The organism is Streptomyces sp. NPDC059009 (genome assembly GCF_042740175.1).
Classification (GTDB): Bacteria; Actinomycetota; Actinomycetes; order Streptomycetales; family Streptomycetaceae; genus Streptomyces.
Genome location: NZ_JBHYJB010000038.1, coordinates 52,144 through 77,935, shown reverse-complemented (window position 1 = coordinate 77,935; position 25,792 = coordinate 52,144). Strand labels below are relative to the sequence as shown.

General features: G+C 71.9%; 26 protein-coding genes. 9 read left to right on the top strand and 17 right to left on the bottom strand.

Going from position 1 to position 25,792, the window contains the following annotated elements; all coding sequences use genetic code 11:
- The first annotated feature begins 69 nt into the window (after positions 1-69).
- Complete coding sequence (soxR, locus tag ACFWYM_RS32460; protein WP_384845510.1) at positions 70-537, top strand: redox-sensitive transcriptional activator SoxR; 468 nt, start codon at positions 70-72, stop codon at positions 535-537.
- A 51-nt stretch (positions 538-588) separates the two neighbouring features.
- On the opposite strand, the gene ACFWYM_RS32455 is transcribed toward soxR, so the two are convergent.
- On the bottom strand, positions 589-1,656 hold the full coding sequence (locus ACFWYM_RS32455) for an RNA ligase (ATP) (RefSeq protein ID WP_384845508.1): 1,068 nt from the start codon (positions 1,654-1,656) through the stop codon (positions 589-591).
- 139 nt (positions 1,657-1,795) lie between these two features.
- On the opposite strand from ACFWYM_RS32455, the gene ACFWYM_RS32450 reads away from it, so the two are divergent.
- Positions 1,796-2,563 carry a hypothetical protein gene (locus ACFWYM_RS32450; protein WP_384845506.1) on the top strand — a complete coding sequence of 256 codons (768 nt, stop codon included), beginning with the start codon at positions 1,796-1,798 and terminating at the stop codon, positions 2,561-2,563.
- Here ACFWYM_RS32450 and ACFWYM_RS32445 read toward each other — a convergent pair.
- Positions 2,509-3,246 carry a 3-keto-5-aminohexanoate cleavage protein gene (locus ACFWYM_RS32445; protein WP_384845504.1) on the bottom strand — a complete coding sequence of 246 codons (738 nt, stop codon included), beginning with the start codon at positions 3,244-3,246 and terminating at the stop codon, positions 2,509-2,511. The two genes, ACFWYM_RS32450 and ACFWYM_RS32445, sit on opposite strands and share 55 nt — an antisense overlap.
- A gap of 55 nt (positions 3,247-3,301) precedes the next feature.
- Here ACFWYM_RS32445 and ACFWYM_RS32440 point away from each other — a divergent pair, with 55 nt between their 5' ends.
- Complete coding sequence (locus ACFWYM_RS32440) at positions 3,302-3,820, top strand: hypothetical protein (protein ID WP_384845502.1); 519 nt, start codon at positions 3,302-3,304, stop codon at positions 3,818-3,820.
- Between the two features lie 74 nt (positions 3,821-3,894).
- On the opposite strand, the gene ACFWYM_RS32435 is transcribed toward ACFWYM_RS32440, so the two are convergent.
- Positions 3,895-4,503, bottom strand: coding sequence for a hypothetical protein (locus tag ACFWYM_RS32435; RefSeq protein ID WP_384845500.1), 609 nt, complete (start codon positions 4,501-4,503; stop codon positions 3,895-3,897).
- Positions 4,504-4,751: 248 nt separating this feature from the next.
- On the opposite strand from ACFWYM_RS32435, the gene ACFWYM_RS32430 reads away from it, so the two are divergent.
- On the top strand, positions 4,752-7,574 hold the full coding sequence (locus ACFWYM_RS32430; protein ID WP_384845498.1) for a penicillin acylase family protein: 2,823 nt from the start codon (positions 4,752-4,754) through the stop codon (positions 7,572-7,574).
- 54 nt (positions 7,575-7,628) lie between these two features.
- Here the strand turns inward: ACFWYM_RS32430 and ACFWYM_RS32425 are convergent, their stop codons facing one another.
- Positions 7,629-8,912, bottom strand: coding sequence for a serine-threonine protein kinase (locus tag ACFWYM_RS32425; RefSeq protein ID WP_384845496.1), 1,284 nt, complete (start codon positions 8,910-8,912; stop codon positions 7,629-7,631).
- A 61-nt stretch (positions 8,913-8,973) separates the two neighbouring features.
- A complete protein-coding gene (locus tag ACFWYM_RS32420; RefSeq protein ID WP_384845494.1) occupies positions 8,974-9,546 on the bottom strand; it encodes a hypothetical protein in 573 nt (190 codons plus the stop codon).
- 223 nt (positions 9,547-9,769) lie between these two features.
- Here ACFWYM_RS32420 and ACFWYM_RS32415 point away from each other — a divergent pair, with 223 nt between their 5' ends.
- On the top strand, positions 9,770-10,792 hold the full coding sequence (locus ACFWYM_RS32415; protein WP_384845492.1) for a LysR family transcriptional regulator: 1,023 nt from the start codon (positions 9,770-9,772) through the stop codon (positions 10,790-10,792).
- Positions 10,793-10,804: 12 nt separating this feature from the next.
- On the opposite strand, the gene ACFWYM_RS32410 is transcribed toward ACFWYM_RS32415, so the two are convergent.
- The 3 genes from ACFWYM_RS32410 to ACFWYM_RS32400 all read right to left on the bottom strand — a co-directional run bounded on the left by ACFWYM_RS32410 (position 10,805) and on the right by ACFWYM_RS32400 (position 14,874).
- Positions 10,805-12,142, bottom strand: a complete 1,338-nt coding sequence (locus ACFWYM_RS32410; RefSeq protein WP_384845490.1) for an MFS transporter — start codon at positions 12,140-12,142, stop codon at positions 10,805-10,807.
- A 59-nt stretch (positions 12,143-12,201) separates the two neighbouring features.
- Positions 12,202-13,530 carry an erythromycin esterase family protein gene (locus ACFWYM_RS32405; RefSeq protein WP_384845488.1) on the bottom strand — a complete coding sequence of 443 codons (1,329 nt, stop codon included), beginning with the start codon at positions 13,528-13,530 and terminating at the stop codon, positions 12,202-12,204.
- Between the two features lie 123 nt (positions 13,531-13,653).
- Positions 13,654-14,874, bottom strand: coding sequence for an exo-beta-N-acetylmuramidase NamZ domain-containing protein (locus tag ACFWYM_RS32400; protein ID WP_384845486.1), 1,221 nt, complete (start codon positions 14,872-14,874; stop codon positions 13,654-13,656).
- Between the two features lie 129 nt (positions 14,875-15,003).
- On the opposite strand from ACFWYM_RS32400, the gene ACFWYM_RS32395 reads away from it, so the two are divergent.
- The 3 genes from ACFWYM_RS32395 to ACFWYM_RS32385 are packed head-to-tail and all read left to right on the top strand — an operon-like array spanning position 15,004 to position 18,152.
- Complete coding sequence (locus ACFWYM_RS32395) at positions 15,004-15,798, top strand: SDR family oxidoreductase (protein ID WP_384845484.1); 795 nt, start codon at positions 15,004-15,006, stop codon at positions 15,796-15,798.
- Positions 15,795-17,489: a class I adenylate-forming enzyme family protein gene (locus tag ACFWYM_RS32390; protein WP_384845482.1), complete on the top strand. Its 1,695-nt coding sequence runs from the start codon at positions 15,795-15,797 to the stop codon at positions 17,487-17,489. Before ACFWYM_RS32395 ends, ACFWYM_RS32390 begins: the two co-directional genes overlap by 4 nt.
- 48 nt (positions 17,490-17,537) lie before the next feature.
- A complete protein-coding gene (locus ACFWYM_RS32385) occupies positions 17,538-18,152 on the top strand; it encodes a TetR/AcrR family transcriptional regulator (RefSeq protein WP_384845480.1) in 615 nt (204 codons plus the stop codon).
- Between the two features lie 30 nt (positions 18,153-18,182).
- Here the strand turns inward: ACFWYM_RS32385 and ACFWYM_RS32380 are convergent, their stop codons facing one another.
- The 4 genes from ACFWYM_RS32380 to ACFWYM_RS32365 all read right to left on the bottom strand — a co-directional run bounded on the left by ACFWYM_RS32380 (position 18,183) and on the right by ACFWYM_RS32365 (position 21,701).
- Positions 18,183-18,821 (bottom strand): acetate uptake transporter, encoded by a 639-nt coding sequence (locus ACFWYM_RS32380; protein ID WP_384845478.1) that lies wholly within the window; start codon positions 18,819-18,821, stop codon positions 18,183-18,185.
- Between the two features lie 149 nt (positions 18,822-18,970).
- The gene (locus ACFWYM_RS32375; protein WP_384845476.1) at positions 18,971-20,185 is read right to left on the bottom strand and encodes an acyl-CoA dehydrogenase family protein; all 1,215 of its coding nucleotides are present in this window, start codon (positions 20,183-20,185) and stop codon (positions 18,971-18,973) included.
- A 6-nt stretch (positions 20,186-20,191) separates the two neighbouring features.
- Positions 20,192-21,238, bottom strand: coding sequence for a phosphotransferase family protein (locus tag ACFWYM_RS32370; RefSeq protein WP_384845474.1), 1,047 nt, complete (start codon positions 21,236-21,238; stop codon positions 20,192-20,194).
- Positions 21,239-21,404: 166 nt separating this feature from the next.
- Complete coding sequence (locus ACFWYM_RS32365) at positions 21,405-21,701, bottom strand: hypothetical protein (RefSeq protein ID WP_384845472.1); 297 nt, start codon at positions 21,699-21,701, stop codon at positions 21,405-21,407.
- Between the two features lie 139 nt (positions 21,702-21,840).
- On the opposite strand from ACFWYM_RS32365, the gene ACFWYM_RS32360 reads away from it, so the two are divergent.
- A complete protein-coding gene (locus ACFWYM_RS32360) occupies positions 21,841-22,800 on the top strand; it encodes an NADP-dependent oxidoreductase (protein WP_384845470.1) in 960 nt (319 codons plus the stop codon).
- 228 nt (positions 22,801-23,028) lie between these two features.
- On the opposite strand, the gene ACFWYM_RS32355 is transcribed toward ACFWYM_RS32360, so the two are convergent.
- From ACFWYM_RS32355 to ACFWYM_RS32335, 5 genes are read right to left on the bottom strand one after another with little or no spacing between them, the layout of a single operon-like run.
- Entirely contained in the window at positions 23,029-23,364 is a 336-nt protein-coding gene (locus tag ACFWYM_RS32355) for a DUF202 domain-containing protein (protein WP_384845468.1), read from the bottom strand.
- Positions 23,352-23,744, bottom strand: coding sequence for a YidH family protein (locus ACFWYM_RS32350; protein ID WP_384845466.1), 393 nt, complete (start codon positions 23,742-23,744; stop codon positions 23,352-23,354). Before ACFWYM_RS32350 ends, ACFWYM_RS32355 begins: the two co-directional genes overlap by 13 nt.
- 33 nt (positions 23,745-23,777) lie before the next feature.
- Positions 23,778-24,353, bottom strand: coding sequence for an NUDIX hydrolase (locus ACFWYM_RS32345; RefSeq protein ID WP_384845464.1), 576 nt, complete (start codon positions 24,351-24,353; stop codon positions 23,778-23,780).
- A 15-nt stretch (positions 24,354-24,368) separates the two neighbouring features.
- The gene (locus ACFWYM_RS32340; protein WP_384845462.1) at positions 24,369-25,139 is read right to left on the bottom strand and encodes an SDR family oxidoreductase; all 771 of its coding nucleotides are present in this window, start codon (positions 25,137-25,139) and stop codon (positions 24,369-24,371) included.
- On the bottom strand, positions 25,136-25,777 hold the full coding sequence (locus ACFWYM_RS32335; RefSeq protein ID WP_384845460.1) for a TetR/AcrR family transcriptional regulator: 642 nt from the start codon (positions 25,775-25,777) through the stop codon (positions 25,136-25,138). The genes ACFWYM_RS32340 and ACFWYM_RS32335 overlap by 4 nt, the downstream gene beginning before the upstream one ends.
- Between the last annotated feature and the right edge of the window lie 15 nt (positions 25,778-25,792).

Here is a 25,792-nt window from a genome sequence, read left to right as displayed (position 1 = left end):
ACTAAGCGCTTGCTCAGCATGCGGGGTGGCCCGACCCATGTCAACGGAGCAGCCATTAGGGTTCGAGGGGTGCCCCAGATCCCAGAGAAGATCCACGAACTCACCGTCGGCCAGCTGTCGGCGCGCAGCGGCGCCGCCGTCTCCGCCCTGCACTTCTACGAGTCCAAGGGCCTGATCAGCAGCCGCCGCACCTCGGGCAACCAGCGCCGCTTCCACCGCGACACGCTGCGCCGGGTCGCCTTCGTGCGGGCCGCCCAGCGCGTGGGCATCCCGCTCGCCACGATCCGCGAGGCGCTCGACGAGCTCCCCGAGGAGCGCACCCCCACCCGCGAGGACTGGGCGCGCCTCTCGGAGCTGTGGCGCACGGAACTCGACGAGCGGATCAAGCAGTTGGGCCGCCTGCGCGACCATCTGACCGACTGCATCGGCTGCGGCTGCCTCTCCCTGGAGACCTGTGTGCTGTCGAACCCGGACGACGTGTTCGGCGAGCAGCTGACGGGTTCGCGCCTGCTCGGCGAGCGCCGGACGGCCACGTAGCCGCCGTCCGCCGTCCGGCGCCCGGCCGCGCGGGGGCCGAGTGGAGCCGCCTCACTCGTACTCGGTCCCGCCCCTCCGCGTCAGATAGGCGGGACTGACGGCCTTCGCGATGGCCCGCCCACCGGTCACCGAGCTGTACCGCTCCACGCCCGGCCGGATCACGACCCCTTCCCGCACATGCAGGGCATCCCCGGACACGGTCTCCCGCCCGGAGGCGACCTCCAGCACGTGCCCGGCGTCGTACGGACCCTCGTACAGCCGTGGTACGAGGGGCAGTTCACCCTCCAGCAGCGACTGCGCGTCGAGCCAGTGCACCGTGCCGTCGATCTCCGCGCTGACGTCGAACACGGCATAGCCGAGGGTGTCCCTGCGCCCGTCGGCCCCGTAGGTCAGGTCCTGCACGCCCGCCCCGTACACCTCGCCGAAGACGCCGACCCGGCGGGCGCCGAGTCGGTCGGCGAGCCGGGCCGCGGCGGCGGCGACGCCGTGCCCGGTGACCGCGCGCCAGTACAGATTGCGCGCATCCTCCTTCAGGGCGAGCCGCCTGGCGCCGAACCCCTTCGAGGAGACCTGCACACGCCCGTCGTCCGCGAAGTAGGTGAGCAGACAGGCGGACCCGTGCAGCTTCTCGGTGAGCACGACGGGCTCACCGTCCTCGAAGATCTTCGGGTACCGCTGGATGTTCTCGATGTCCACCCAGGGCAGCAGATCGGGGGCGGCCTCGACGTCCCCGTCCATCATGGGCGGCACGGGCGGCACCCACTTGGTGATGCCCAGGAGTTCGGCGAAGTCGGTGTCCGCGGCGGCCGCGGCGGTCAGATCCACGTCGGCGAGTGCGCGGGGGCGGCAGACGATGCCCTGCGAGAGCTCGCCGCGCAGCCGTACGGCCTTCACCCGGTCGCGGTTGCCGCCGGCGAGCCGTCCCGTGAGTCCGAGCTCCTCGATCAACTCCGCGGGCAGGACGGCCTGTTCGGGAATGTAGACGGCGCTCTCGCCGGTGCGGTAGGTCCCCTTGGCGACGACGGCCCGGTAGAGGCCGACCTGGGCCAGTTCGAGGGCGTCGGCGTTGGGGTGCTCGTGGACGGTCAGCACTTCGGCGGTGACGCGCAGCGTCGACATGGTTCCGGCTCCTGGTTCACGTGGCGTGTTTCATCACGACCACTGTCCCGGCCGGGAATCGAGGTGGCCACCGAAAATGTGTCTGGTAGCGTCGCGCTCTTCGGCCGCTTCCGCCGCCGGAGTCACGTCAGGATCCGCCGTGCTCGGTGCCTCCCTCGCCCGCCTCCGCTCCGTCTTCGCCGGTCTCACCGCGGTCCCGCACGAGCGCGGCTGCACCTACTGCTACGGCGAGGAGGACATCGCCCTGCTCCGGGTCCCCGAAGTCGCCCTGCCCGAGGACCTGTTGGTCCAGTTCTTCCACGAGGTGCCCGACCACTTCGACGACCACGCGGCCGTGCTGTGCAGGCTGCTCCCGCAGTTCGCCGAGTTCCTCGTGGCCGGACGGTTCGAGGGGCTCGGGTACGGGGCCAACGGGCTGGGGCGGGTGGGCTGGCCGGACTGGCCGCCCCAGCAGGCCGACGCGATACGGGGGTTCATCGACGCCTGGTGGGCGGCGTTCCTGGCGGACGACGCGTCCCCGTACGACATCGCCGACGTGTTCGCGGTCTGCGCCGACATGGGCGGCACCATCACGCCCCTGCTGGAGTGCTGGGCGCGGCAGCCGGTGGGCGAGCGGGCCGACAGGCTGCTCCTGCGGGCGGCCGACATGTGGATGCAGGATCTGCTCGGTGATGTGCCGGGCCTGACCATTCCCTGGTGGTACTGGCCGGATCCGGACGCCCCGGAGTTCTCCTTCCGGCCCGAGCCCGTCGCCGAGCTGCAGGCATGGCTGGCCGCGCACGGGCCGGACCGGTTGCGGGCCGTGGGCGCGGACGAGGGGCTGTGCACCCGGGTGCGGCTGCTCGGGCTGCCCTATGAGGAGCGGTGGGCCGACCCGTACTGGGAGAGCCCCGCGGCCACCAACTGAGCGTTGGAAGAGGCGGGTTGCCCGTCCGGCAGGAGCAGGGTGTCCTCCAGGCCGATCCGGGTGCGCAGGTCGAGGCGGGCGGCGAGGTCGAGCACCGGCCAGGCGCTGCCGTCCTGGCCGTGCAGCAGGAGGGGGCGGCCCTCGGTCGGGCCGATCGCGGCGAGCAGGGCGCGGGCGGAGACCGTCGCCGTCTCGGGGTCGGGGTCCATCACCTCCGCGAGGACCCGCAACACCCGCCCCCGCAACGGCGATCGCGCGAAGAGCTCCGCCCCGTCCGTCCCCGACCACAGCCCCGCCTCCACCCCGACGCCCCGCTCCAGGAGCGCCCGGGCCACGGCTTCCGCGCCCGGCTCGTGCCAGTTGACCGACGCGTGGTCGGGCAGGACGGTCCAGGAACGCACCCGCGCCACCCGCTCCTCGGGGTCCGCCTCGGCCCACGCGCCCGTCGTGACCCCGACCGGCACCGTGGTCACCGCCCGTACCGCTTGGAGCGTCTCCGCAACCGCATGCGGCGCCAAGGTGTCTTGACCACAAGGGGACTTGGGGTGAACGTGCACATCACACGCACCGGCCTCGACCGCCTCGGCCACGGACCGCCCGAGATCACCGGGCGACAGGGGCACCGCCGCACCGTCCTCGGCACCGCGGGGGCCGTTCGCACAGAGCTGGATCCATCGCACCATGCGTACAGGAGAACACAGGGAACCCAACACCCGTCAGGGACTCAGGGGGACGCCGATGTCACTCGCCATCTGCTCACTGAAGTGGGAAGCCGCACGCACCGGACGACAGAAGATCACGTACGACAGCGACGGGTACCACCTGGTCCGCTTCCCGTACGACGCGGCCGAGGAGTCGTACGACCCGTGGAAGATGCACGACCCGGCGCGCGGCGGCACGTCGCCGTCGAAGTTCCCGGACGCCCGCTCCGGTCTGATCTGGCCCAGCCACGACGGGTGGGGCACCCTGACGGCGCTGGTCTTCTGGGAGGCGGACGGCAGGCCCACCGAGTACCGGTCGCGGTTCGTGCGCGACCCGCTGTCGCACTCCACCGGCTACGACTCGACGGCCACCACCGACATCGCGCCCACCCGGGGCGGCCAGTACCGCTCGTACACGTGGCAGATGTTCGTGCATCCGCAGACGCCGGTCGGGCTCAAGATCTCGGCGCGCGGCGCGGGCGATGTGAGGATCGCCGCGCCGCTCATGCTGGCCGAGTTCAAACTGGCCATCCACACCGACGTCGCCACCCCATGACGCCGGAACACTCCTGAACACCGGAACCTTCCTGGACGCCGGAACAGTCCTGCACCATCAGGGCGTCCTGACGCTCACGCCGAGACCAGCGGGCGCATCGGGCGCGCCCGCGCCCGGCTGACGGCCGCCTCGGTGAGCACCGGGTCCGGCACCACGATGCCGCAGTGCGTGCACACCGGGCCCTCGCTCGGCTCGTGCGCGAGCCCGTGCCGCCACACCAGGGAGCTGCTCGCGCAGACGGGGCAGGCCGTGCCCGGCTCCCGTTCCAGTGCCGTGATCAGGCGGCGCAGCACTTCGGCGAGGGGCTCGGCCGGGTGGACACCGGGGTCGTCGCACCAGGCGACCCCGAAACCTCCCCAGGTACAGCGGTGCCAGTCGTCGAAACTGCCCGGCCGCCGCAGGCCGTCGTGCTTCTCCTTGCGGCGCCGCTCCGCGAAGCTCTCCTCGTACGAGAGCCAGACCGCGCGCGCCGCCTCCAACTCGTCGAGCGCGGCCACGAGCCGCCTCGGATCAGGCGACCGGTCCTCGGGGTCGAACCCCGCGCGGGAGCTCAGATGGTCCCAGGTCGCCCGGTGGCCGTAGGGAGCGAACCGCTCGAGGCACTTGCGCAGCGAGTACCGCCGCAGCGCCAGGTCGCTCTGTGCGTCGCGCACCTGTCTCGCGAGACTCCGGAATCCGGCCATCGCCCTGCACCTCCGTCAACGAACTCAGACGTTGCCGAGTAGACGTATCGACACGCCAATCGGCTCCCGATCCGGCGTCGGATTTCGTGAGAGTTCCATGAGAACTCCGAGACGGTGCCCGTCACCTGCGACGTTGTGGTGATTCGGAAAAGGCGACGCATGTTCATCTTTCGGCTTCGTCAACTCGCAAGTAACCTCCGCCGCACCGTCCTTCCACAGGATCCGCAGGAGCAGTCACAGGAGCAGTCATGCGACGACGCATCGTCAAGCTCAGAACCCTCACCGCGGCCGCGGCACTCACCCTCGGGGCCTCCCTTCTGACGCCCCAGTCCGGGGCGGGCGCGGCGGAACCGGAGCCGTCGGCGAACTCCGACTACTGCGTCGGCCAGTGCGCCGACATCCTGCCGCCGGGCGCCAACGGCAGCGCGACCCTCGCCGAGATCCTCGCCCACAAGGTCTTCGGCACCCAGCCCGGCCACGCCGACGACCAGGTCGGCCCCTATGACGCGCTCTCCTCCGGCTATCCCTCCCTCACCGACGCCAAACTCACCGAGTTCTTCAACGACGCGTCCTTCGGCGTCCCCGAGGGCCAGGCCGCCTCCGTCACCAGGCCCCGCGACGACGTGACGATCACCCGCGACAAGAAGTACGGGATCCCGCACATCAAGGGCACGACGCGCTATGGCACCGAGTTCGGGGCGGGCTTCGCCGCCGGGCAGGACCGGATGTGGCTCATCGACCTGTTCCGGCACATCGGGCGCGGCGAGCTCACCTCCTTCGCGGGCGGCGCCCTCGCCAACCAGGGCCTGGAGCAGGAGTTCTGGCCGCAGGCCCCGTACACCGAGGAGGATCTGCAACGGCAGATCGACTCCATCAAGTCGACCTCCGGCGAGCGCGGCAGGCAGGCCATGGAGGACGCCCAGGCGTACGTGGACGGGCTCAACGCCTACCGCGTCCAGTCGAAGAACGGCCGCTACTTCCCCGGCGAATACGTCCTCACCGGCAAGATCGACGCCGTCACCAACGCCGGCGAGATCCAGCCCTTCAAGGTCACCGACATGATCGCCCTGGCCTCCGTCGTCGGCGGCCTGTTCGGCAACGGCGGCGGGGGAGAGGTCGACAACGCCCTCTCGCTGCTCTCCGCCCAGCAGAAGTACGGCGTCGAGAAGGGCACCGAGGTCTGGGAGTCCTTCCGCGAGCGCAACGACCCCGAGGCCGTGCAGACCGTCCACGACGGCTCCAGCTTCCCGTACGCGGGCAAGCCCGAGAAGGCGCGCGGCGCGGCCCTGCCCGACCCCGGTTCCGTCGAACGCGAACAGCTCGTCTACGACCGGGAGGGCGGCGCGAAGACGCCCGCGAAGAAGGACCCGGTCAAGGCGCCCGCGAAGCTCAAGCCGCTGCAGGGCATGTACGACAAGGGCGTGCTGCCCGGCGACCTGTTCCGCCAGGACGGCGCCAAGAAGGGCATGTCCAACGCCCTGCTCGTCTCCGGCAAGCACACGGCGAGCGGCCACCCCGTCGCCGTCTTCGGCCCGCAGACCGGCTACTTCGCGCCCCAGCTGCTGATGCAGCAGGAGCTCCAGGGGCCCGGGATCAGCGCGCGCGGCGTCTCCTTCGCGGGCGTCGGCATGTACGTCCAGCTCGGCCGCGGCCAGGACTACGCCTGGTCGGCCACCTCCGCCGGGCAGGACATCACCGACACCTACGCCCTCGAGCTGTGCGAACCGGGCGGCGGCACCCCCACGAAGCAGTCGACGAGCTATCTGTACCGGGGCAGTTGCACCCCGATGGAGAAGCTGGAGCGCAAGAACGCGTGGAAGCCGACGCTCGCCGACTCCACCGCAGCGGGCTCGTACCGGATGCAGGTCCACCGCACCAAGTACGGCATCGTGACGCACCGCGCGACCGTCGGCGGCAAGCCCGTCGCCTATGTCTCGCTGCGCTCCACCTACCGCCACGAGGCCGACTCGATCATCGGCTTCCAGATGTTCAACGACCCCTCGTACGTGCAGGACGCCGCGTCGTTCCAGAAGGCCGCCCAGCACATCAGCTACGCCTTCAACTGGTTCTACGCCGACTCCCGTGACATCGCCTACTACAACAGCGGCGCCAATCCGCGGCGGGCCGCCGACGTCGACCCGACCTTCCCGGTCCAGGGCCAACAGGCGTACGAATGGCAGGACTTCGACCCGAAGGACAACACGTCGGCGCAGACCCCGCCCGCCGAGCACCCGCAGTCGGTCGGCCAGGACTACTACATCTCCTGGAACAACAAGCAGGCGAACGACTACAGCACCTCCGGCTTCGGCCTCGGCTCCGTGCACCGCGGCGACCTCCTCGACGGCCGCGTCAAGAAGCTCACCCGGGAGGGCGGCGTCACCCGGGCCTCGCTGACCCGGGCCATGGCGGAGGCCGCGATCACCGACCTGCGCGGCGAACAGGTCCTGCCCGAGCTCCTGAAGGTGCTGCGCAGCAAGCCCGTCGGCGACCCGCAACTGGACCGGGCCGTCCAGCAGTTGGAGGCATGGCAGAAGGCGGGAGCGCCGCGCAACCAGACGGCCGCCGGGTCCAGGACCTACGCCCACGCCGACGCCGTGCGCATCATGGACGCCTGGTGGCCGCTGCTGATCGAGGCCGAGTTCAAGCCGGGCCTCGGCAAGGAGCTGTACGACGCGTTCGGCTCCCGGCTGCCCGTCGACGAGTCGCCCGCGGCCGCCCACGGGCCCACCGGCGCGCACGCCGGATCGGCCTTCCAGAACGGCTGGTGGAGCTACGCCGACAAGGACCTGCGGACCGTCCTCGGCGAGCCCGTCAAGGGCAAGCTTGCCGACGTCTACTGCGGCGGCGGCAAGCTCGACGCCTGCCGCGACGGGCTGCTCGCCACGCTCGGCCGGGCCGCCGCCGAGCCCGCCACCGAGGTCTACCCCGGCGACGACAGCTGCAAGGCCGGCGACCAGTGGTGCGCGGACACGGTGATCCACCGCGCCCTCGGCGGCATCACGCACCGCGCGATCCAGTGGCAGAACCGGCCGACTTACCAGCAGGTGGTGGAGTTCCCGCAGCACCGGTAGGCACCCCACAGGGGCGCGGGGAACCGCGCGACCAGCCGCACACAGCCCGCAGGTTCAGGCAAGGGGGATCCGCCCGCCGGCAAACACGGTGCGAGCCAATTCGACATGGCAGATGTCGCTGTGGGCTCCGGCGGGCGGGCCGCCCCTGCGCACCACCGACGAGACGTCCACGCTCACGCACCCCTCGCCCGGCACCGGATCGCCCAGCGTGATCCGGCGCGCCCCGTCGACCGCGCGGATCCCGTCGTAGCCGATGGCGCCCCACCGCTCCCACAGGCCGAGGAAGCTGCTGGAGTCCCCGGCGAGCTTCGACGCCAGCGGATAGAACTTGCCGAGGGCGTCGTCGTGGCGCGAGTGGCAGGAGACCAGCGGCCCGTCGATGCGGCCCTGCATGCCGTGCAGCGCGCCGTGCCGGGAGGGGGCGTGCGGCAGCCGTGCCGTGAACGCGTAGTGGGAGAAGGCCCCTTCGAGCAGCGTCACCGACTTCACACAGCGGCAGTCGGCGGGCATCCCGCGCAGCGCGTACGACACCAGGCGGCCGCCGAAGCTGTGCCCGATCAGATGGACCCGCAGGGCCGTCGACTCGCGGGCGAGCAGCCCGATCGCCGGGCCGAGCCCCAACTCGCCGACGGCGCCCGCCCGTCGCTTCATCCCGTAGTAACTGGCCTGCCGCAGCAGCTCCCGCGCCCCGTGCCACAGCCGCTTTCGGACCCCGCCGAGGAAGTTCGGCACACCGGCGTCGACCAGTGAGGCGGTGAGCATCTCGCAGACCTCGACGACGTCGTCGGTGAGCATCGCGGGGTCGCCCGGGTCGGTGTCGTCCGCGAAGTGCGCGGCGGTGCTCGCCTCGTGCACGGCGATCAGGTCGCGCACCAGCCGCCCGTACTCGTCGAAGCGGGACCGCACCTCGGAGCGCTCCGCCAACAGCTCGCCGATGCGCCGCAGTTCGGCCGAGCGGCCCGGGAAGGTGCGGTCGAGGAGGGCGCGCGTCGGCTCGTCCAGGACGGGGCCGCGGTTGTCGCCGGGCGGGGCGGCGGGGGCGGCCGGGGCGGCGGTGGCCGAGTCGGGGAAGTCCGGGATCGGCTCGTCGGGGAAGCGGACCGCGGGCCACAGCACGCCCACGTACCCGAGGCGGACACCGCTGCCCGCAAGCCCCTGACAGGGCTCGAAGAAGCGCCGGTACAACGAGCGGGCGAGCTTCTGGTCGTTGTTCCAGCCGTGCGCGAGGACCAGCAGATCGGTCACGCGCTCTTGGGTGACGCCGCTCAGGAGCCGGTCGCGCTCCGCGTTGTCGGCGTCTCCGTCGGCGTCGAAGGTCAGTTCCCAGTAGGGGTCCACGACCGCATGGTGCTACGCGCCGGGGCCGGTGCCCACCCCCCTGGGGCACCGGCCCCGCCGGTCAGCCGAGCTTCTGCTGCTTCGCGTACCGGTTCACCGGTGGCAGCCAGCTCAGGACGATGGCCGCGAGCGCCGTGAACACGGCCACGCGGCTGCACCACATCACCGAATCGGGCTCATAGTCGCCCAGAATGAGGAAATGCGGGATCAGCGCCACCACCGCGAAAATGGTGATGAGGACGCGCGACCAGGTCGCCGCCGCTTTCCGGGCGAGCAGCCCGAATATCAGCAGGCAAACAGCGGTGAATATGGCGAAACCGCCGCGGGCCGACAGCGTTCCGGCGCGGTCGCTGACCAGTTCGTCCCACATCGGCCCGGTGAGGGCCTTGAGGTCGGCGGCGGTCGTCCCCGAGGGCAGCCCGACGACGTCCGGGTGGTCCTGGATGACGTCCTTGATGTTGTCCTCGGCCATGCCGTTGCCGCCGGCGAAGACCATGACGGCGCCGATCGTGGCGGACACCGCCGAGAGCACCGAGGTCGCGACGAGGGCGGTGAGGGTGCCGGGCCGCCGGGCCGCGCGGCCCCTGGGGCGGGCGTCGGCGGGCGCGGGAGGAGCGGCCTGGTAGTGGCTCACGAGCGTGACTCTCCTTGCAGAGAAGTTGGGGTGATCGGGATTGGCTCGACCATTCCACGGGTACCTCGAACGCATCCAGCATTTTCTGGAAGAAATCCCCAGATAATTTGGGGTGTTCCCGGGATCACTTTCTCTCCGCCTTCTGCAAGTCTGCCGCCCGCGCGACGGCGGCTATGCTGCATTGCCGTAAAAGACAAAGGAGTCGGAGAGCGAGTCGCCCCGCATGGCCTTAACAGGTCCGCAGCAGTACCCCACGGAGCTGCTGGACACCACGATGGATCAGCTGCGCACCCTGCTGGCGGTGCACGAGACGGGCACCGCCCTGGCCGCCGCCCGGCTGCTCGGCCGTGAGCAGTCCAGCGTGCAGAAGCAACTGGACACGATGAACCGCACGTTCGGCGCGCTCTGCGGCGAGGCCCTCGTCCTCAAGCGGGGGCGCGGCAAGGACGTCCTGTTCACCGCCACCGGCGAGGCCCTCGTCGAGCTGGCCCGGCGCACCCTGGAGAACTGGACCGACGGCATCCACGACGCCCGCCGAAGGCTGGGCCGCACCCTCTCGGTCGGCTCCACCCGCTACACCCTCGGCTTCCTGCTCGACGCGGTGGAGCGCGTCAGCGAGGCATACGAACGCCGGGGCGTCGACCTGAAGGTCACCCATGTCCGCACCGGCGACCTCTTCGCCCGCCTGCGCGCCAAGGAACTCGACCTGGTCTGCGGCTCGATCGTCGTGGTGGAGGGCGAGGAGGAGGCGGAGCTCGCGCCGTTCGACGTCATCGAGTGGCGCCGCAGCGGGCTCTCCCTGCTCACGAACCTGCCCCAGGAGGAGCTGCCGGGACCCGCGGTCGGCGCGAGCGAGCTGAAGGGCATGCCCCTGGTGGTGTCGGCGGGCGGCCTCATCGGCAACTTCCTGACGTCCTGGTACGGCCCCGACTTCCGCCAGGACCTCACCATCGCCGCCGAGATAGAGGCCGCCCACTACGGCTTCGAGCTGCTGCGCTCGGGGGTGGTGAGCGGGGCGATGCTGGTGACCCAGGGCATCGGGGAGGCCGCCGAGAGCGGCAGCCTCCCGGAGGCGGGGGGCCTTCGGCGGCTCGACATCGTCGGGGACGTCGGGCCGCGCACGGAGGTCCTCGTCGGGGTGTTCGCCCGCCGCGGGGACCGCGACTCCTGCGACCCCGGACACCCGCTGAACCTGCTGTGGGACGCCCTGAAGAAGGAGAACGAGCGCTGGTGGCTGCGGAGTTGAGGCACCGCCCCGCTACGTCAGCTCCCGCTCCCGCGTCTCCGGCAGCGCGAGGACGCACAGCAGCGAGACGACCGCCATCCCGCTCACGTACCAGCCCACCGACGACGAGCCGAACGCCGACTGCAGCCGGGTCGCCACCAGCGGAGCCACCGCGCCGCCGAGCACCCCGCCCAGGTTGTAGGCGAGCGAGGCGCCCGAGTAGCGCACCCGCGCGGCGAACAGCTCCGGCAGATACGCGCCCATCGGCCCGTACACCACGCCCATGCAGAACAGCGCCCCGCCCACCGCGAGGGCCATCAGGACGGGCTGTTCGGTGTCGAGCAGCGGGAAGAGGACGAGGCCCCACACCACCGCGAGCGCCGCGCCCGCGACGATGAGGCGCCGCCGCCCCACGCCGTCCGAACGGGTCGCCGCCAGCCAGGTCCCCGCCGCGAGGAAGAGGCAGGCCACGAGGGAGACGCCGAGCATGGTGTCCCGGGAGACGCCGAGCGGCCCCGTCGCGTAGGCGAGGCAGTACGTGGTGGCGGTGTAGAACAAGCCGTACGCGACGACCATCCCGCCCGCGCCGAGCAGGAGTTCACGCGGGAAGCGGCGGATGACGTCGAGCGTCGGGACCTTGCTGGCCTCCTGCGCGTCCATCACCTTCGTGAAGACCGGTGTCTCACTGATCTTCAGCCGCACGAAGAGCCCGACCGCGACAAGGACGAACGACAGCAGGAACGGAACGCGCCAGCCCCACGACCTGAACGCCTCGTCGGACAGGCTCTCCGACAGCAGCCAGAACACCCCGGTCGCCGCGAAGAACCCCACGGACGGGCCGAGTTGGGGGAAGGCCGCGTACAGGCCGCGCTTCCTGCTCGGGGCGTGCTCCACCGCGAGCAGCGCCGCCCCGCCCCACTCGCCGCCGAGCCCGATGCCCTGCACGAACCGGAGCAGGATCAGCAGCAGCGGCGCCCAGACGCCCCACGTCCCGTAGCCCGGCAGGAGACCGACGAACGCCGTGGACAGGCCCATCATCAGCAGCGAGGCCACCAGGACCGACTTGCGGCCCACCCGGTCCCCGAAGTGTCCGAAGACCACCGACCCGAGGGGCCGGGCGGCGAACGCCACCGCGTACGTCGAGAAGGACGCGAGCGTGGCGTTGGCCGAGCCGAGCGTCGGGAAGAAGGCGTCGTTGAGGACGAGCGCCGCCGCGGTTCCGTAGATGTAGAAGTCGTAGAACTCGATGGCCGTCCCGATGAACGAGGCCACCGCGACGCGGCGCAGGCTCTCCGGGCTCGCCGACTCCTCGGCGCCTGCGGCCGCTTCGGCCTCTTCGACTGTCTTCGCTGGTGTCGCATCCGTTTGCACGTGCGGAACTCTCACGGTGGATGTACATGCCAGTCAATACTTGATACGGCCAGTCTCGGTCACTGAGACTGGCGGTGGGCCGCCGTGACCCGGTGCAGATGGATCAGGACGTCGTGCGAGGGCGCGAGCCCGATCTTGTACGGGCCGTCCGGCCAGCCCGAGCCGATGCTGCGCGTCGTACGGGCCTTGCTGAGCCAGGCGCGCGCGGAGTTGGGCAGGGTGCGGGTGTCCACGAAGTAGTCGTCGTGGCGGACCTTGTCGAGCGTGTACTCGTTCATGCCGCGCGTGGCCGCCCCGACCGTGAACCGCCGCCATGTCTCGCTGCCGGTGGGCTGCGCCATGAACGAGCCCCGGTCGAAGGTGAACCCCATGCTGACGTACCGCGTGCCGAGCGCGTCCCGCAGGAAGGCGCCCTGCATCCTCGGATAGCGCGGATCGTAACTCTCGTACGCCACATGGGCGTTGTGCGCCGACAGGAGCACCTTGGTCCCGCTGTGCCGCTGCCACCACGCGGTGTTCCGGGCCATCGCGCGGTCCCGGTAGAGCATGGCGTCCCGCCGGCCCGCGTCGGTGTCGAGAGGGAAGGCGTACATGTCGCCGGTCTGCACGATCGACCGGGCATGCTGCAGCACGAGGCCGAACTCCCGGCCTCCGCCTGCCGGTCGGCGGCCCTCCAGCAGCTCGAGCGCCGTGCGGGCCCTCCCGGCCAGCTCCTTGCGCTCGGCGATCGGCAGCGCCATGTACGTGTCGCCGTCCGTGAGCCGCCGCAGCGGCGCGTACAGCCCGCTGATCCGCGGGAGCAGATCCGGCTCATGGGTGCGCACATAGTCGGTGACCCCGTCGAACAACTCCGCGCCCTGCTCGGGGTAGTTGAGGTCGTCACCCACGAACCGCACCTGCCGCCCGGGGTGCCGGTCGTTGTACGCACGCATCCAGGTGAGCAGCTCCACGTACTCCTCGGTGTCCCAGGGCGTCTTCGCCAGCTCCTGGTGGACCAGCGCGCGCACGTCCCCCTTGCCGCCCCGCACGTATGCGTCGAAGCGCAGCCCCGTCGTCCAGCTCACCTCCTGTGCGAAGGTCGTGAAGCCCTTCTTCTCCACGAGGTACCGGAACACCCGGTCCTTCATCGTGAAGAACTCGTGCGAGCCGTGCGTAGCCTCCCCGAGGCCCACCACCGTGGCGTCGCCCACCATCCGGCCGAGCGGCCGCAGGTCCCGGTCGGAGCCGCCGGGTCCGGTGGCGCGCAGGGGGTGGGCCGCGCGCTCGACGGCGGGCACCGGGTCCGTGCCGCGCGGTGCGGCCCGGGCCGGGTGCGGGGCGACGAGCGCGCCCGCGCCCGCCGCCGCGACCAGAAGCAGCGGGAGGCCCCGCCGAGCCGTCCGTACCATGTCTGACTCTCCTCAACTCGCCGATGGAATCCGCGAGATGAGCTTCCCGGTCCGGACGGCCCCCGCACCAACCAGCAGGCTCCCCGATCCCCGGTGGGGCCTGCCCCCCTGCGGGCCTACCGGTCAGGTGTAGCTCAGATACCGCCGCCGCACCGCGCGGAACGCCGCGAGCTCGTCCGCCCACGCACCCACCACCGCGTCGGTGTCCGCGCCCGCGTCGATCATCGTGCGCACCCGTGCCGAGCCCGTGAGCCTGTCGATCCAGTGGTCCGGCCGCCAGGCGAAGCCGCTCCAGACCCGCTTGGCCGTGACGAGCAGCGCGACGCCGGTGCGCACCGGGTCGTACGCGGCCCGGTCGTGCACATGGAGCTGCACGCCGCCGATGGTCTTCCCCTGGAACTTGGAGAACGTCGGCGCGAAGTACGCCTCCCTGAAGTGCACGCCCGGCAGGGCGAGTCGCTCCAGGGCGGCCGCCCACTTCCGGTCGATGCCCTCCGCCCCGAGCAGTTCGAAGGGCCGGGTCGTGCCGCGCCCCTCCGAGAGGTTGGTGCCCTCGAAGAGGCAGGTGCCGGAGTAGACGAGCGCGGTGTCCGGGGTCGGCATGTTCGGGCTCGGCGGCACCCAGGGCAGCCCCGAGGCGTCGTGGAAGTCGGTGCGCCGCCACCCGGACATGCGCACCGTCGCCAGCTCCACCGGCCGCTTCAGGAACTCGCCGTTGAAGAGCCGGGCCAGCTCCGTGACCGTCATCCCGTGCGCCTGCGCGATGGGCCTGCGCCCCACGAACGACGCGAACTCCTCGTGCAGGACCGGCCCTTGGGCCGCGCGCCCGGTCACCGGGTTGGGCCGGTCGAGCACCACGAAGCGCTTGCCTGCGAGCGCGGCGGCCTCCATGCAGTCGTACAGCGTCCAGATGTACGTGTAGAAGCGGGCGCCGACGTCCTGGATGTCGAAGACGACGGTGTCGGCGCCGGACGCCGTGAAGATCTCCGCGAGTTCCTTGCCGCTCTTCTGGTACGTGTCGTAGACGGGCAGCCCGGTCGCCGGGTCGTCGTACTTCCCCTCGGAGCCGCCCGCCTGCGCGGTGCCCCGGAAGCCGTGCTCGGGCCCGAACACCGCGACCAGGCGCACCCGTTCGTCGGCGTGCAGCACGTCGACGATGTGGCGCAGGTCGCGGGTGACGCCCGTCGGGTTGGTGACGACGCCGACGCGGGCGCCGTGCAGGGGTGCGTAGCCGTCGGCGGCGAGCCGCTCGAATCCGGTGCGCAGGGGGCGCTTGCCCCCGGGGGCGGGGGCCAGCGCCGAGGCCGTGGTGGCGGCGAGCAGGCCGCGTCGGGACAGGATCATGGGGTGACCTCCGGGAACGCGGTAGGTGGCCGGGCCACGCACGGTAGTGCGCGACCCCCTTTCGTACCGGCATACCGACTGGTTAGTCTGCCGTCGAGTCACCGAGCCGCAGGCCGAAGGAGACCGAACGTGGAGAGCACGGAGAGCCAGGACAGCTTCCGGGGCAGCTTCCAGGGCAAGGGAGTTGTCGTCACGGGCGCCGGAGGCGGGATCGGGGCCGCCCTGGCCCGCCGCTTCGCCGCCGCCGGGGCGCGGGTCGTGGTGAACGACCTGGACGCCGGGCGGGCCGAGGCGGTCGCCGGGGAGATCGGCGGGACCGCGCTGCCGGGTGACGCGTCCGCGGTCGTGGCCGACGCGGTGGCCGCCCTCGACGGGCGGGTCGACGTGTACTGCGCCAACGCGGGCCTCGCCTCGGGCGGCACGGAGGCGGCCGACGAGAGTGTGTGGGCCGCCGCGTGGGACGTGAACGTGATGGCCCATGTCCGGGCGGCGCACGCGCTGCTCCCGGCCTGGCTGGAGCGCGGCGAGGGCCGCTTCGTGTCGACGGTGTCGGCGGCCGGGCTGCTGTCCATGGTGGGCGCGGCCCCCTACAGCGTGACCAAGCACGGCGCGTACGCCTTCGCCGAGTGGCTCTCGCTCACCTACCGGCACCGCGGGCTCAAGGTCCACGCGATCTGCCCGCAGGGGGTGCGCACGGACATGCTCACCGCCGCCGGGTCCGCGGGCGAACTGGTCCTCGCGCCCACCGCGATCGAGCCGTCCGCCGTCGCCGACGCCCTCTTCGCGGGCATGGCCGAGGAGCGCTTCCTGATCCTGCCGCACCCCGAGGTCGCCGCGTACTACCGGGCCCGGGCCGCGAAGCCGGACGACTGGCTGACCAACATGAACCACATCCAGCAGAAGTGGGAGGCGGCCGAGCGGTGACCGACGAGACCCTGCCTCCGACCCCCGCCGCGTCCGGGTACGCGGCCAAGCCCTGGCTCGACCGCCTCAACGACGCCCAGCGCGCCCCCGTCACCCCCGCCCCCTCCCTGGTCCACGCCTTCGCGGGCGCCGTCGCCGCGGCGCCCGAGCGGACCGCGCTCGCCTACTTCGACGGGCGGCTCAGCTACCGCGAGACCGACGCCCTGTCCGACTCGGTCGCAGGACACCTGGCGGCACGCGGGGTGGCCCGCGGCGACCGGGTCGCGATCCTCCTGCAGAACACCCCGCACTTCGTCATCGCGCTGCTCGGCGCCTGGAAAGCGGGCGCGACCGTGGTGCCCGTGAACCCGATGTACAAGGCGGGCGAGGTCGGGCACGTCCTGGCCGACGCCGAGGTGGCCGCCCTGATCTGCGCGGACCGGGCCTGGGAGGCGTATCTGCGCGAGGCGGCCGCCCCCAGCCCCGTACGCGTCGTCCTGACGGCCTGTCAGCTCGACCTGCAGAGCCGCGACGACCGGCGGGTCCTCGACTTCGAACGGCTGCCGCAGGCGGCCGACGCCGACGACCTGGTGGCCGTCGCCCGCGCCGGACACAAGGCCCCGGCCGACCGTGAACTCGGGCCGGACGACGTCGCGTTGATCAGCTACACCTCCGGCACCAGCGGCACCCCCAAGGGCGCCATGAACACCCACGGCAACATCGCCTACAACGCGGAGCGCCAGCGCACCGGCTCCGGCATACCCGAGGGCGCCTGCTACTTCGCGATGGCGCCGCTGTTCCACATCACCGGGATGGTCGCCCAGGTCGCGGGCTGCATCGCCAACGCGGGCACCCTCGCGCTCGCCTACCGCTTCGAGGCCGGGGTGGTCCTCGACGCCTTCGCCGAGCACCGGCCCGCCTACACCGTGGGCCCCTCCACCGCCTTCATGGCCCTGGCCGCGCACCCCGCCGCGACCCGCGACCACTTCGGCTCGTTCGTGATGATCTCCTCGGGCGGCGCCCCGCTGCCGCCCGCCCTGGTGGAGCGGTTCCGCGCCGCCTTCGGCCCCTACCTCCACAACGGCTACGGCCTCACCGAGTGCACCGCCCCCTGCGCCTCGGTGCCGCCGGGGCAGGAGGCGCCCGTCGACCCGGTCTCCGGGACCCTCGCGGTGGGCGTGCCGGGCCCCGAGACCGTCGTGCGCATCCTGGACGACCTCGGGCGTGAGGTGCCCTTCGGCGAACAGGGCGAGATCGTGGTGCGCGGGCCGCAGGTCGTGCCCGGCTACTGGCGGCGTCCCGACGCCACCGCCGAGGCGTTTCCCGGAGGTGAACTGCGCACCGGGGACATCGGGTTCATGGACACGGCGGGCTGGCTCTACGTCGTCGACCGCAAGAAGGACATGATCAACGCGTCCGGCTTCAAGGTCTGGCCGCGCGAGGTCGAGGACGTCCTCTACACTCACCCCGCCGTGCGCGAGGCCGCCGTCGTCGGCGTCCCCGACGCGTACCGGGGCGAGAGCGTCAAGGCGTACGTGAGTCTGCGGCCCGGCGCCGCGGCGGGCCCGGACGAGCTGGCCGTGTACTGCAAGGAGCGGCTCGCGGCGTACAAATATCCGCGGATCGTCGAGATCCTGCCGGAGCTGCCGAAGACGACGAGTGGGAAGATCCTCCGGCGGGAACTCCGTTCCCATGCGCACAAGACCACGTGAGCAACCGGATCACGTGTGCACAGAGTGACAGAAAGGCAGGTGGCGGCCGTGTCCACACCGACGTCCGCACCGGCGGAGGGCTCCGGCGGCGAGGGCACCCCGGTCCCGCAGCGGCTCCTGGCCGCCGCCACCCGGCTCTTCGCCGACCAGGGGTACGACCGCACCTCGGTGCAGGAGATCGTGGAGGCGGCCGGCGTCACCAAGGGGGCGCTGTACCACTACTTCGGCTCCAAGGACGATCTGCTGCACGAGGTGTACGCGCGGCTGCTCCGGCTCCAGCAGGAGCGGCTCGACGCGTACGCCGACGCGGACGCGCCGGTCGAGCGGCGGCTGCGCGACGCCGCCGCCGACGTCGTCGTGACCACCATCGAGAACCTCGACGACGCGTCCATCTTCTTCCGCTCCATGCACCAGCTGAGCCCGGAGAAGAACAAGCAGGTCCGCGCCGAACGCCGCCGCTACCACGAGCGCTTCCGCGCCCTGGTCGAGGAGGGCCAGGAGGCGGGCGTCTTCTCCACCGCGACCCCCGCCGACCTGGTGGTGGACTACCACTTCGGCTCGATCCACCATCTGTCGACCTGGTACCGCCCCGACGGGCCGCTCACCCCGCAGCAGCTCGCCGACCACCTGGCCGACCTGCTGCTGCGGGCGCTGCGCCCGTAACGGCGGGCCCGGTCGGCGCGGTCGGCGCGGTCAGCCGAGGGGGAGCGCCTTGCGGCCCCACGTCTCGTTGGTGACGACGGCGAACGAGGTGTACCAGGCGGCGGCCGCGCAGAGCAGGCCGAGCCAGCCGCCGATGTGGCCGAGCGCGGTGGACTGCGCCAGGTCGCCGAGGGCCAGGAACAGGAACGTCAGCGACAGCGACACGAAGACGACCCTGTGCGCGAGGTCGAGCTTCATCGCGGCCACGGTCATGTACAGGGTGAAGACGAACCAGGCGATCAGGAAGAGCCCGGTCGCCAGGTGTGCGTCGGCCGCGGGCAGCCCCGGCACGACGAACTTCACGTAACCCGCGAAGGCCATCCAGAACGCGCCGTAGGAGATGAACGCGGTCGTGGCGAAGGTGTTGCCGCGGCGGAACTCGAAGAGGCCCGCGACGAACTGCGCGAGACCGCCGTAGAACAGCGCGAGCGGCAGCACGACGGCGCTCAGCGCGGCATTCGTGACCAGGCCGGAGTTGAACATGCTGAGCACGAAGGTGGTCAGCGCGAAGGCGGCGAGCCCGAGCGGGCCGGGGTTGGCGAGCTTCGGCGCCGGTGCGGCCGGGGCGGCCGGAGCGGGGGCCACGGCTTCGGCGGCGGGAACGGGTGCTTCAAGCAGTGCGCTGGACATGGCAGAGGGGGATCTTTCACTCGACGACCTGCCAACGTTACGCAGGGCGCCCGGCCGCCCCCGCACGGCGAAGGGCCCGAATCCCCGGACTTGAGTCGCCGGGGCGCCGGGCCCAAAGTCCCACCGGTCAGAGGCACTGCTTCAGCCGGTCAGAGGTACTGCTTCAGCTCCCGCCGCGCCAGCGACCGCTGGTGCACCTCGTCCGGACCGTCCGCCAGGCGCAGCGTCCGCGCCGCCGCCCAGAGCTCGGCCAGCGGGAAGTCCTGGCTCACCCCGCCCGCGCCGTGCAGCTGGACCGCCTTGTCGAGGATGCCGACGACCGTGCGCGGCGTCGCGATCTTGATGGCCTGGATCTCCGTGTGCGCGCCCCGGTTGCCGACCGTGTCCATCAGCCAGGCCGTCTTCAGGACGAGGAGGCGCAGCTGCTCCACCGCGACCCGCGCGTCCGCGATCCACTCCCGCACCACGCCCTGCGCGGCCAGCGGCTTGCCGAACGCGGTGCGGGACACGGCCCGTCGGCACATCAGCTCGATGGCGCGCTCCGCCATGCCGATGAGGCGCATGCAGTGGTGGATGCGGCCGGGGCCGAGCCGGGCCTGCGCGATGGCGAAGCCGCCGTTCTCCTCGCCGATCAGGTTCTCCACCGGCACCCGCACCCGGTCGAGGACGACCTCGGCGTGCCCGCCGTGGTAGTGGTCCTCGTACCCGAACACCTGCATGGCGCGCCGGACTTCGAGCCCCGGGGTGTCGCGCGGGACGAGCACCATGGACTGCTGGCGGCGCGGATCGGGGGAGTCCGGGGCGGTCTTGCCCATCACGATGAAGATCGTGCAGTCGGGGTTCATCGCACCGGAGATGTACCACTTCCGCCCGGTGATGACGTATTCATCACCGTCCCGCTCGATATGCGTGGTGATGTTCGTGGCGTCCGAGGAGGCCACGTCCGGCTCGGTCATCGCGAAGGCCGAGCGGATCTCCCCGGCGAGCAGCGGCTGAAGCCACCGCTTCTTCTGCTCCGCGGTGCCGAACTGCGCGAGCACCTCCATGTTGCCGGTGTCGGGCGCCGCGCAGTTGAGGGCCGTCGGTGCCAACTGCGGGCTGTGGCCGGTGAGTTCGGCCAGCGGGGCGTACTGGAGGTTGGTGAGCCCCGCGCCGTGCTCGGCATCGGGAAGGAACAGATTCCACAGGCCGAGCCCGCGCGCCCGCGCCTTCAACTCCTCGACCACGGGCGGCGTGTCCCACGGCGAGGCGAGCTGTGCGCGCTGCTCGTGCGCGACGGCCTCGGCCGGGTGCACATACTCGTCCATGAAGGACCGGAGCGTGGCCCGCAGCTCCTCGGTGCGCGCGTCGTACGCGAAGTCCATGGCGGCTCAGCCTTCCTGAAGGGTCGTCAGACCGTGCTCGATGAAGACCGGGACCAGCTCCCCGATCCGGTCGAAGCCCGCGCCGACGGTCTGCCCGAGCGTGTAGCGGTAGTGGATGCCCTCCAGGATCACGGCGAGCTTGAACCAGGCGAAGGCCGTGTACCAGGAGACGGCGGACACATCGCGCCCCGACCGCGCCGCGTACCGCTCGATCAGCTCGGCCGGATCCGGGTGCCCGGCGGCCGAAGCCGTCGTGGAGATGGGGGAGTCGGGCAGGTCCAGCTTCGCGCTGTACATCACCAGGAGGCCCAGATCGGTGAGCGGGTCGCCGAGCGTGGACATCTCCCAGTCGAGCACCGCCCTGATCCGGTCGGTGCCCGTCGCCGGGTCCGGGCCGATCAGGACGTTGTCCAGGCGGTAGTCGCCGTGCACGACGGTGGCCGCGGGGGAGGAGGGCAGGCTGCGCCCGAGCGCCGCGTGCAGCTCCTCGATGCCGGGCAGCTCCCGGCCCCGGGAGGCGGCGAGCTGCTTGCCCCAGCGGCGCAGCTGCCGGTCGAGGAAGCCCTCGGGCCGCCCGAAGTCCCCGAGCCCGACGGCCTCCGGGTCGACGGCGTGCAGATCGACGAGGGTGTCGACCAGGCCGAGCACCGCGCCCCGGGTCCGCTCCGGGCCGAGCGGCGCGAGCTCCTCGGCGGTGCGGTACGGGGTGCCGTCCACGAACTCCATGACATAGAAGGGCGCCCCGAGCGCCCCGTTGTCCTCGGCGGCCTCGCACAGCAGCACCGGCTTCGGCACCGGTACGTCCGTCGGATGCAGCGCGCTGATCACCCGGTGCTCGCGCTTCATGTCGTGCGCGGTGGCCAGGACGTGGCCGAGCGGGGGCCGCCGCAGCACCCAGCGGCCGGTGCCGTCGGTCAGTGCGTACGTGAGGTTCGACCGGCCGCCCTCGATGAGCCGGGCGGTGAGCGGGCCGGTCACCAGACCTGGCCGTGCGCGGTCGATCGTGCCGCGCAGCTGGTCGAGGTCGAGCCCGGGCGCCTTGCCTGCACTCATCTTCGCTCCTGATCGGGAGAGGCGGTGCCGTCACGACAGAGGCGAGGTCGTACGGCGTACGGACCCTCATGATGCCGACCAGTCGGTATGCCGTCCAGAGCGGGCCGGAAACGTGATCAGTATCGCGCCCCCGGCCCGCCCGGCCGGAGCGGGGCCGAGCGATGGCTCAGTGGTCGTCCCAGTGTCCGTCGTGCGCGGCGTGCCGGTGCCCGTCGTGGACGTAGTCGACGTGATCGCCGTGGGCCACGGCCGCGTGGCCGCAGCCCTCGCCGTGCGTGTGGTCGTGCGCGTCGTGCCGGACGTGGCCGCTCGGCTCGCACTCGTCCCAGTGGTCGGTGTGCAGCCGGTGCATGTGGCCGTCGTGGGCGTAGTCGACGTGGTCGCCGTGCGGGACCTCCGGGTGTCCGCAGGCGGGGCCGTGGATGTGCTCGTGGACCGGATGTTCGTGGTGCAGTGCGGTCATGACATGCTCACTTCCAGACGGGCGGGAAGGGGTGGAATGACCCTCCCAGGCTAGCCCTGAATGCACCTTTATCTCCCTCATGCAACCCTTGTTGATATTTGCACCACTTACTCCGAGATTCCTCAAAGAAGGCCAGCCCATGAAGGCGATCAGCTACCGCCGGTACGGCGGACCCGACGTCCTCGAGTACGGCGAGGTGCGCGACCCCAAGGTCGGGCCGGACAGCGTCCTGGTGAAGGTCAGGGCCGCGGCCGTCAACCCCGTCGACTGGAAGTGCCGCGAGGGCTACCTCGACGGCATCCTGGACCCCGTCTTCCCCGTGATCCCCGGCTGGGACGTCGCGGGCGTCGTCGTCCAACCGGGCGCCGCCGTCACGGAGTTTGCCGTTGGCGACGAGGTCATCGGATACGTGCGCGAGGACTTCCTCAGCCGCGGCACCTTCGCCGAGTACGTCGCGGCGCCCGTGCGCACCCTCGCCCGCAAGCCGCGCAACCTCAGCTTCGAGGAGGCCGCGGGGCTGCCGCTTGCCGGGCTCACCGCGTACCAGGTGATCGAGGACGCGCTGCAGGTCACCGAGGGCGACGTGGTCCTGGTGCACGCGGCGGCGGGCGGCGTCGGCTCCCTCGCGGTCCAGCTGGCCCGGCACAAGGGCGCCCGCGTCATCGGCACGGCGAGCGAGCGCAACCACGACTACCTGCGGGAGCTGGGCGCCGAACCGGTCGCGTACGGGGACGGGCTGGTCGGGCGGGTGCACGAGCTGGTGCCCGAGGGCGTGGACGCGGCCTTCGACACCGTGGGCGGCGACACCCTCAAGGCGTCCGCCGAACTCCTCGCGCCCGGCGGCCGGCTGGCGTCCATCGCCGACGGCTCCGTGATCGGGCTCGGCGGCCGCTACTGCTTCGTCCGCCCCGACGCGGCCGACCTGCGCCGCCTCTCGGAGCTCGCGGAGGCGGACGTGGTCACGGTGCACGTCTCCGACACGTTCCCGCTGGAGCGCGCGGCCGAGGCCCACCGGCTGAACGCGGAGGGCCGCACCCGCGGCAAGATCGTGGTCACGGTGGACTGGGAGGCGGAGCGGGAGACGGACGAGGCGGAGTGACGGCGCCGGGCCCGGTCGCGTCGGCACGGAGCAGTCCGTCCCAGTTCAGCGCCCCGCCCCCACCGCACGCCCCGCCCGCACCGCACAAGCCGCACGGACCACACGAGCCGCGCCGACCACACGACCTGCACGGACGGCCAGCCGGGGTGGCGCGGGCCAGCCGGCCCGGCGCCGGCCGCCCGTGCGGGGCGGGTCACTCAGGTCGCGGGGCGGGTCACGGCTCCGGTCTCAGAACACCAGCGCCGCCGCGCACACCGCGAGCGCGACCGCGCTCAGCGCGGCCGCCGTCGCCGTTCGGGGCGCGAGCGCCGGGGGCCGGCAGGCGGAGAGGGCGACCATGCGGCGGTGGGCAAGCCGCAGAAAGCCCAGCCACAGCAGCAGACAGAGAGCGCAGCCGAGGACGCCGACGACGGACACCCCGCCGCTCAGCAGGGTCTTCACGGCGAGCACGGCCGCGACGGTCCCGGACAGGGTCGTGCGCCGCCACGCGAGCCGGGTCCGCTCGGGCTGGAGCCCCGGGTCCCGGTCCTGGGCCACGGGGTCCGCCCCGCTCACCCCTCCCACCCGAAGAGCACCACCACGACCATGGCCACCGCCACGACGGCGACGGTCAGGCCGAGCAGGGCCGGGAAGCGCGAGGCGGGCAGGTCCTCGCCGCGCCGCATGGCCCGCTCGCAGCGCACCCAGTGGTGGACGGCGCGCAGGGAGCACAGCACGCCCGCCGCGAGCAGCGCGAGCGCGAGCCCGACGCGCCACCCCCAGCGCAGGTCGGGCAGGAACTGATCGACCGCGAAACCCCCGCCGATCAGCGCCATGGCCGTGCGCAGCCAGGCGAGGAAGGTGCGTTCGTTGGCGAGCGAGAAGCGGTAGTCGGGGGTGGCGCCCTCGTCGCGGATCCGCGCGGGCGCGAACCACAGCCGGAGGGTGTCTGCGAAGTTGCTCACCACCGCACCCTACGGAATCCGCCCGTCACGCCATCAGGCCGACCGGAACGCCCGCAGCCGCCGGTACGCGTCGAGCCCGTCCGGCACCCACTCCCACGTGCCGAGCCGCCGCTCCAGCTCCTCGTCCGTCAGGAACGCGTGCCAGGCGACCTCCTCCACCTGCGGCCGCACCGGCAGCTCGCAGCGCACCTCGTACAGATACGAGAACCAGGTCTTCCCGGCGCCGTCGTCGTAGAGGAACTTGAACAGCGGCGTGGGGAGCGGCAGTCCGTGCACCCCCAGCTCCTCCTCGGCCTCCCGCAGCGCCGCACGGTCATAGGACTCACCCGCCCCGACCACACCCCCCACGAACATGTCGTACATCGAGGGGAAGACCAGCTTGGTGGCCGTGCGGCGGTGCACGAAGACACGCCCCTCGGCGTCCCGCGCCTGGATGAAGACACAGCGGTGCCGCAGGCCCCGCGCGTACGCCTCGCCGCGCGGGACCTCGTCGACGACGTTGTCGTCCTCGTCGACGACGGTGATGACTTCGAGTGCGGGATCGAGTGCGGGATCGAGTGCGGGATCGAGTGCGGGATCGAGTGCGGGATCAAGCGGTACGTCAGACATGCCGCCCATCCAACCTCACTGCCCCATGACGTACTTCACCGTGGGCCCGGCGGTCCAGCCGCCGTCGACGGCGAGCTCGGCGCCGGTCACGTACGAGGCGGCGTCCGAGAGCAGGAAGACCACGGCGCCCGCGATCTCCTCCGGCTCGCCGACCCGGCCCATCGGGGTGTTGGGGTACTTGCCCTCGCCCTGCTCGATGCCGACCTGGGCGGTCATCGGGGTGTACGTCATGCCCGGGTGGACGGAGTTGACGCGGATCCGGGCCGTGCCCAGCTCCACCGCCCCGATCTTGGTGAGCCCGCGCACGCCCCACTTGGAGGCCCCGTACCCGGCGGTGAGCCCGAGCCCCATCAGCCCGGCGGCGGACGAGATGTTGACGATGGAGCCGCCCCCGGCCTCCTTCATGGCCGGGATGACGCTCTTCATCCCGGCGAAGACCCCGGTGAGGTTGATGTCGAGGACCTTGCGGAAGTGCTCGACGGACTCCGACTCGAGGAACTGGCCGGTGGATATCCCGGCGTTGTTCACGAGCCCGTGGACCGCGCCGAACTCGGCGACGGCGAACGCGGTGACGCGCTGCCACTCCTCCTCGGAGGTCACGTCGTGCCGCACGAACCGCGCCCGCTCGCCGAGCGCGGCGGCGGTGGCCTTCCCCTCCTCCTCGAGGACATCGGTGAGGACGACGTTCGCTCCGGCCTCGACGGCCTGCCGCGCGGCCTCGGCGCCGAGCCCGCGGGCGGCACCGGTGACGATGACGGTCCTGCCGGTCAGGTCATGTGTGTTCACTGCTCGCTCCTGATGGTGGGTTCCGGGGCCCCGAGCAGGGCCGCGGTGGTCTGGACGAGATCGGCGAGAAAGAGCTCCTCGCCGGTGAGGGGTGCGGCGCCGTCCAGGTACTGGCGGGCCCGGTCGCTCAGGGCGGCGCCGACGAGGGTGAGCGCGAGGTCGATCCGTTCGAGCCGCACGGCTTCGGGCAGGCCGAGCCGGGTGAGGCACTCCTCGACGCACTCGATGAGCCGCCAGTAGACGGTGCCTTCGAGGGTGGGGTGCGGGGTCCTGGTCCGGACGCCGCTCTCGTGGCTGAGCTGCGCGGAGACGAGGAGGCAGCGGCGGCCGCGGAGGGTGCGGAGCTCGGTGGCCTCGGTGGCGACGAGGGCGCCGAGCAGCGCGTGCAGATCGCCCTCGTCGGCGCCGCCGAGCGCGTCGGCGAGCACCTGCTCCGTCCGCTCCTGGCGCCCCGCCATCACGGCGTCGAGCAGCCCCTGGCGGGAGCCGAAGTGGTACTGGACGGCGGACGGATTGCTCTGCCCCGCGAGCCGCACGACGTCCCGGAGCTGGGCTCCGTGAACCCCCTGCGCGGCGAAGAGCTCTTCGCCGGCCCGGATCAGCTTCTCGCGGGTGGCGGGACCGGATGTACGGGGCATGAGTCCATAGTAATG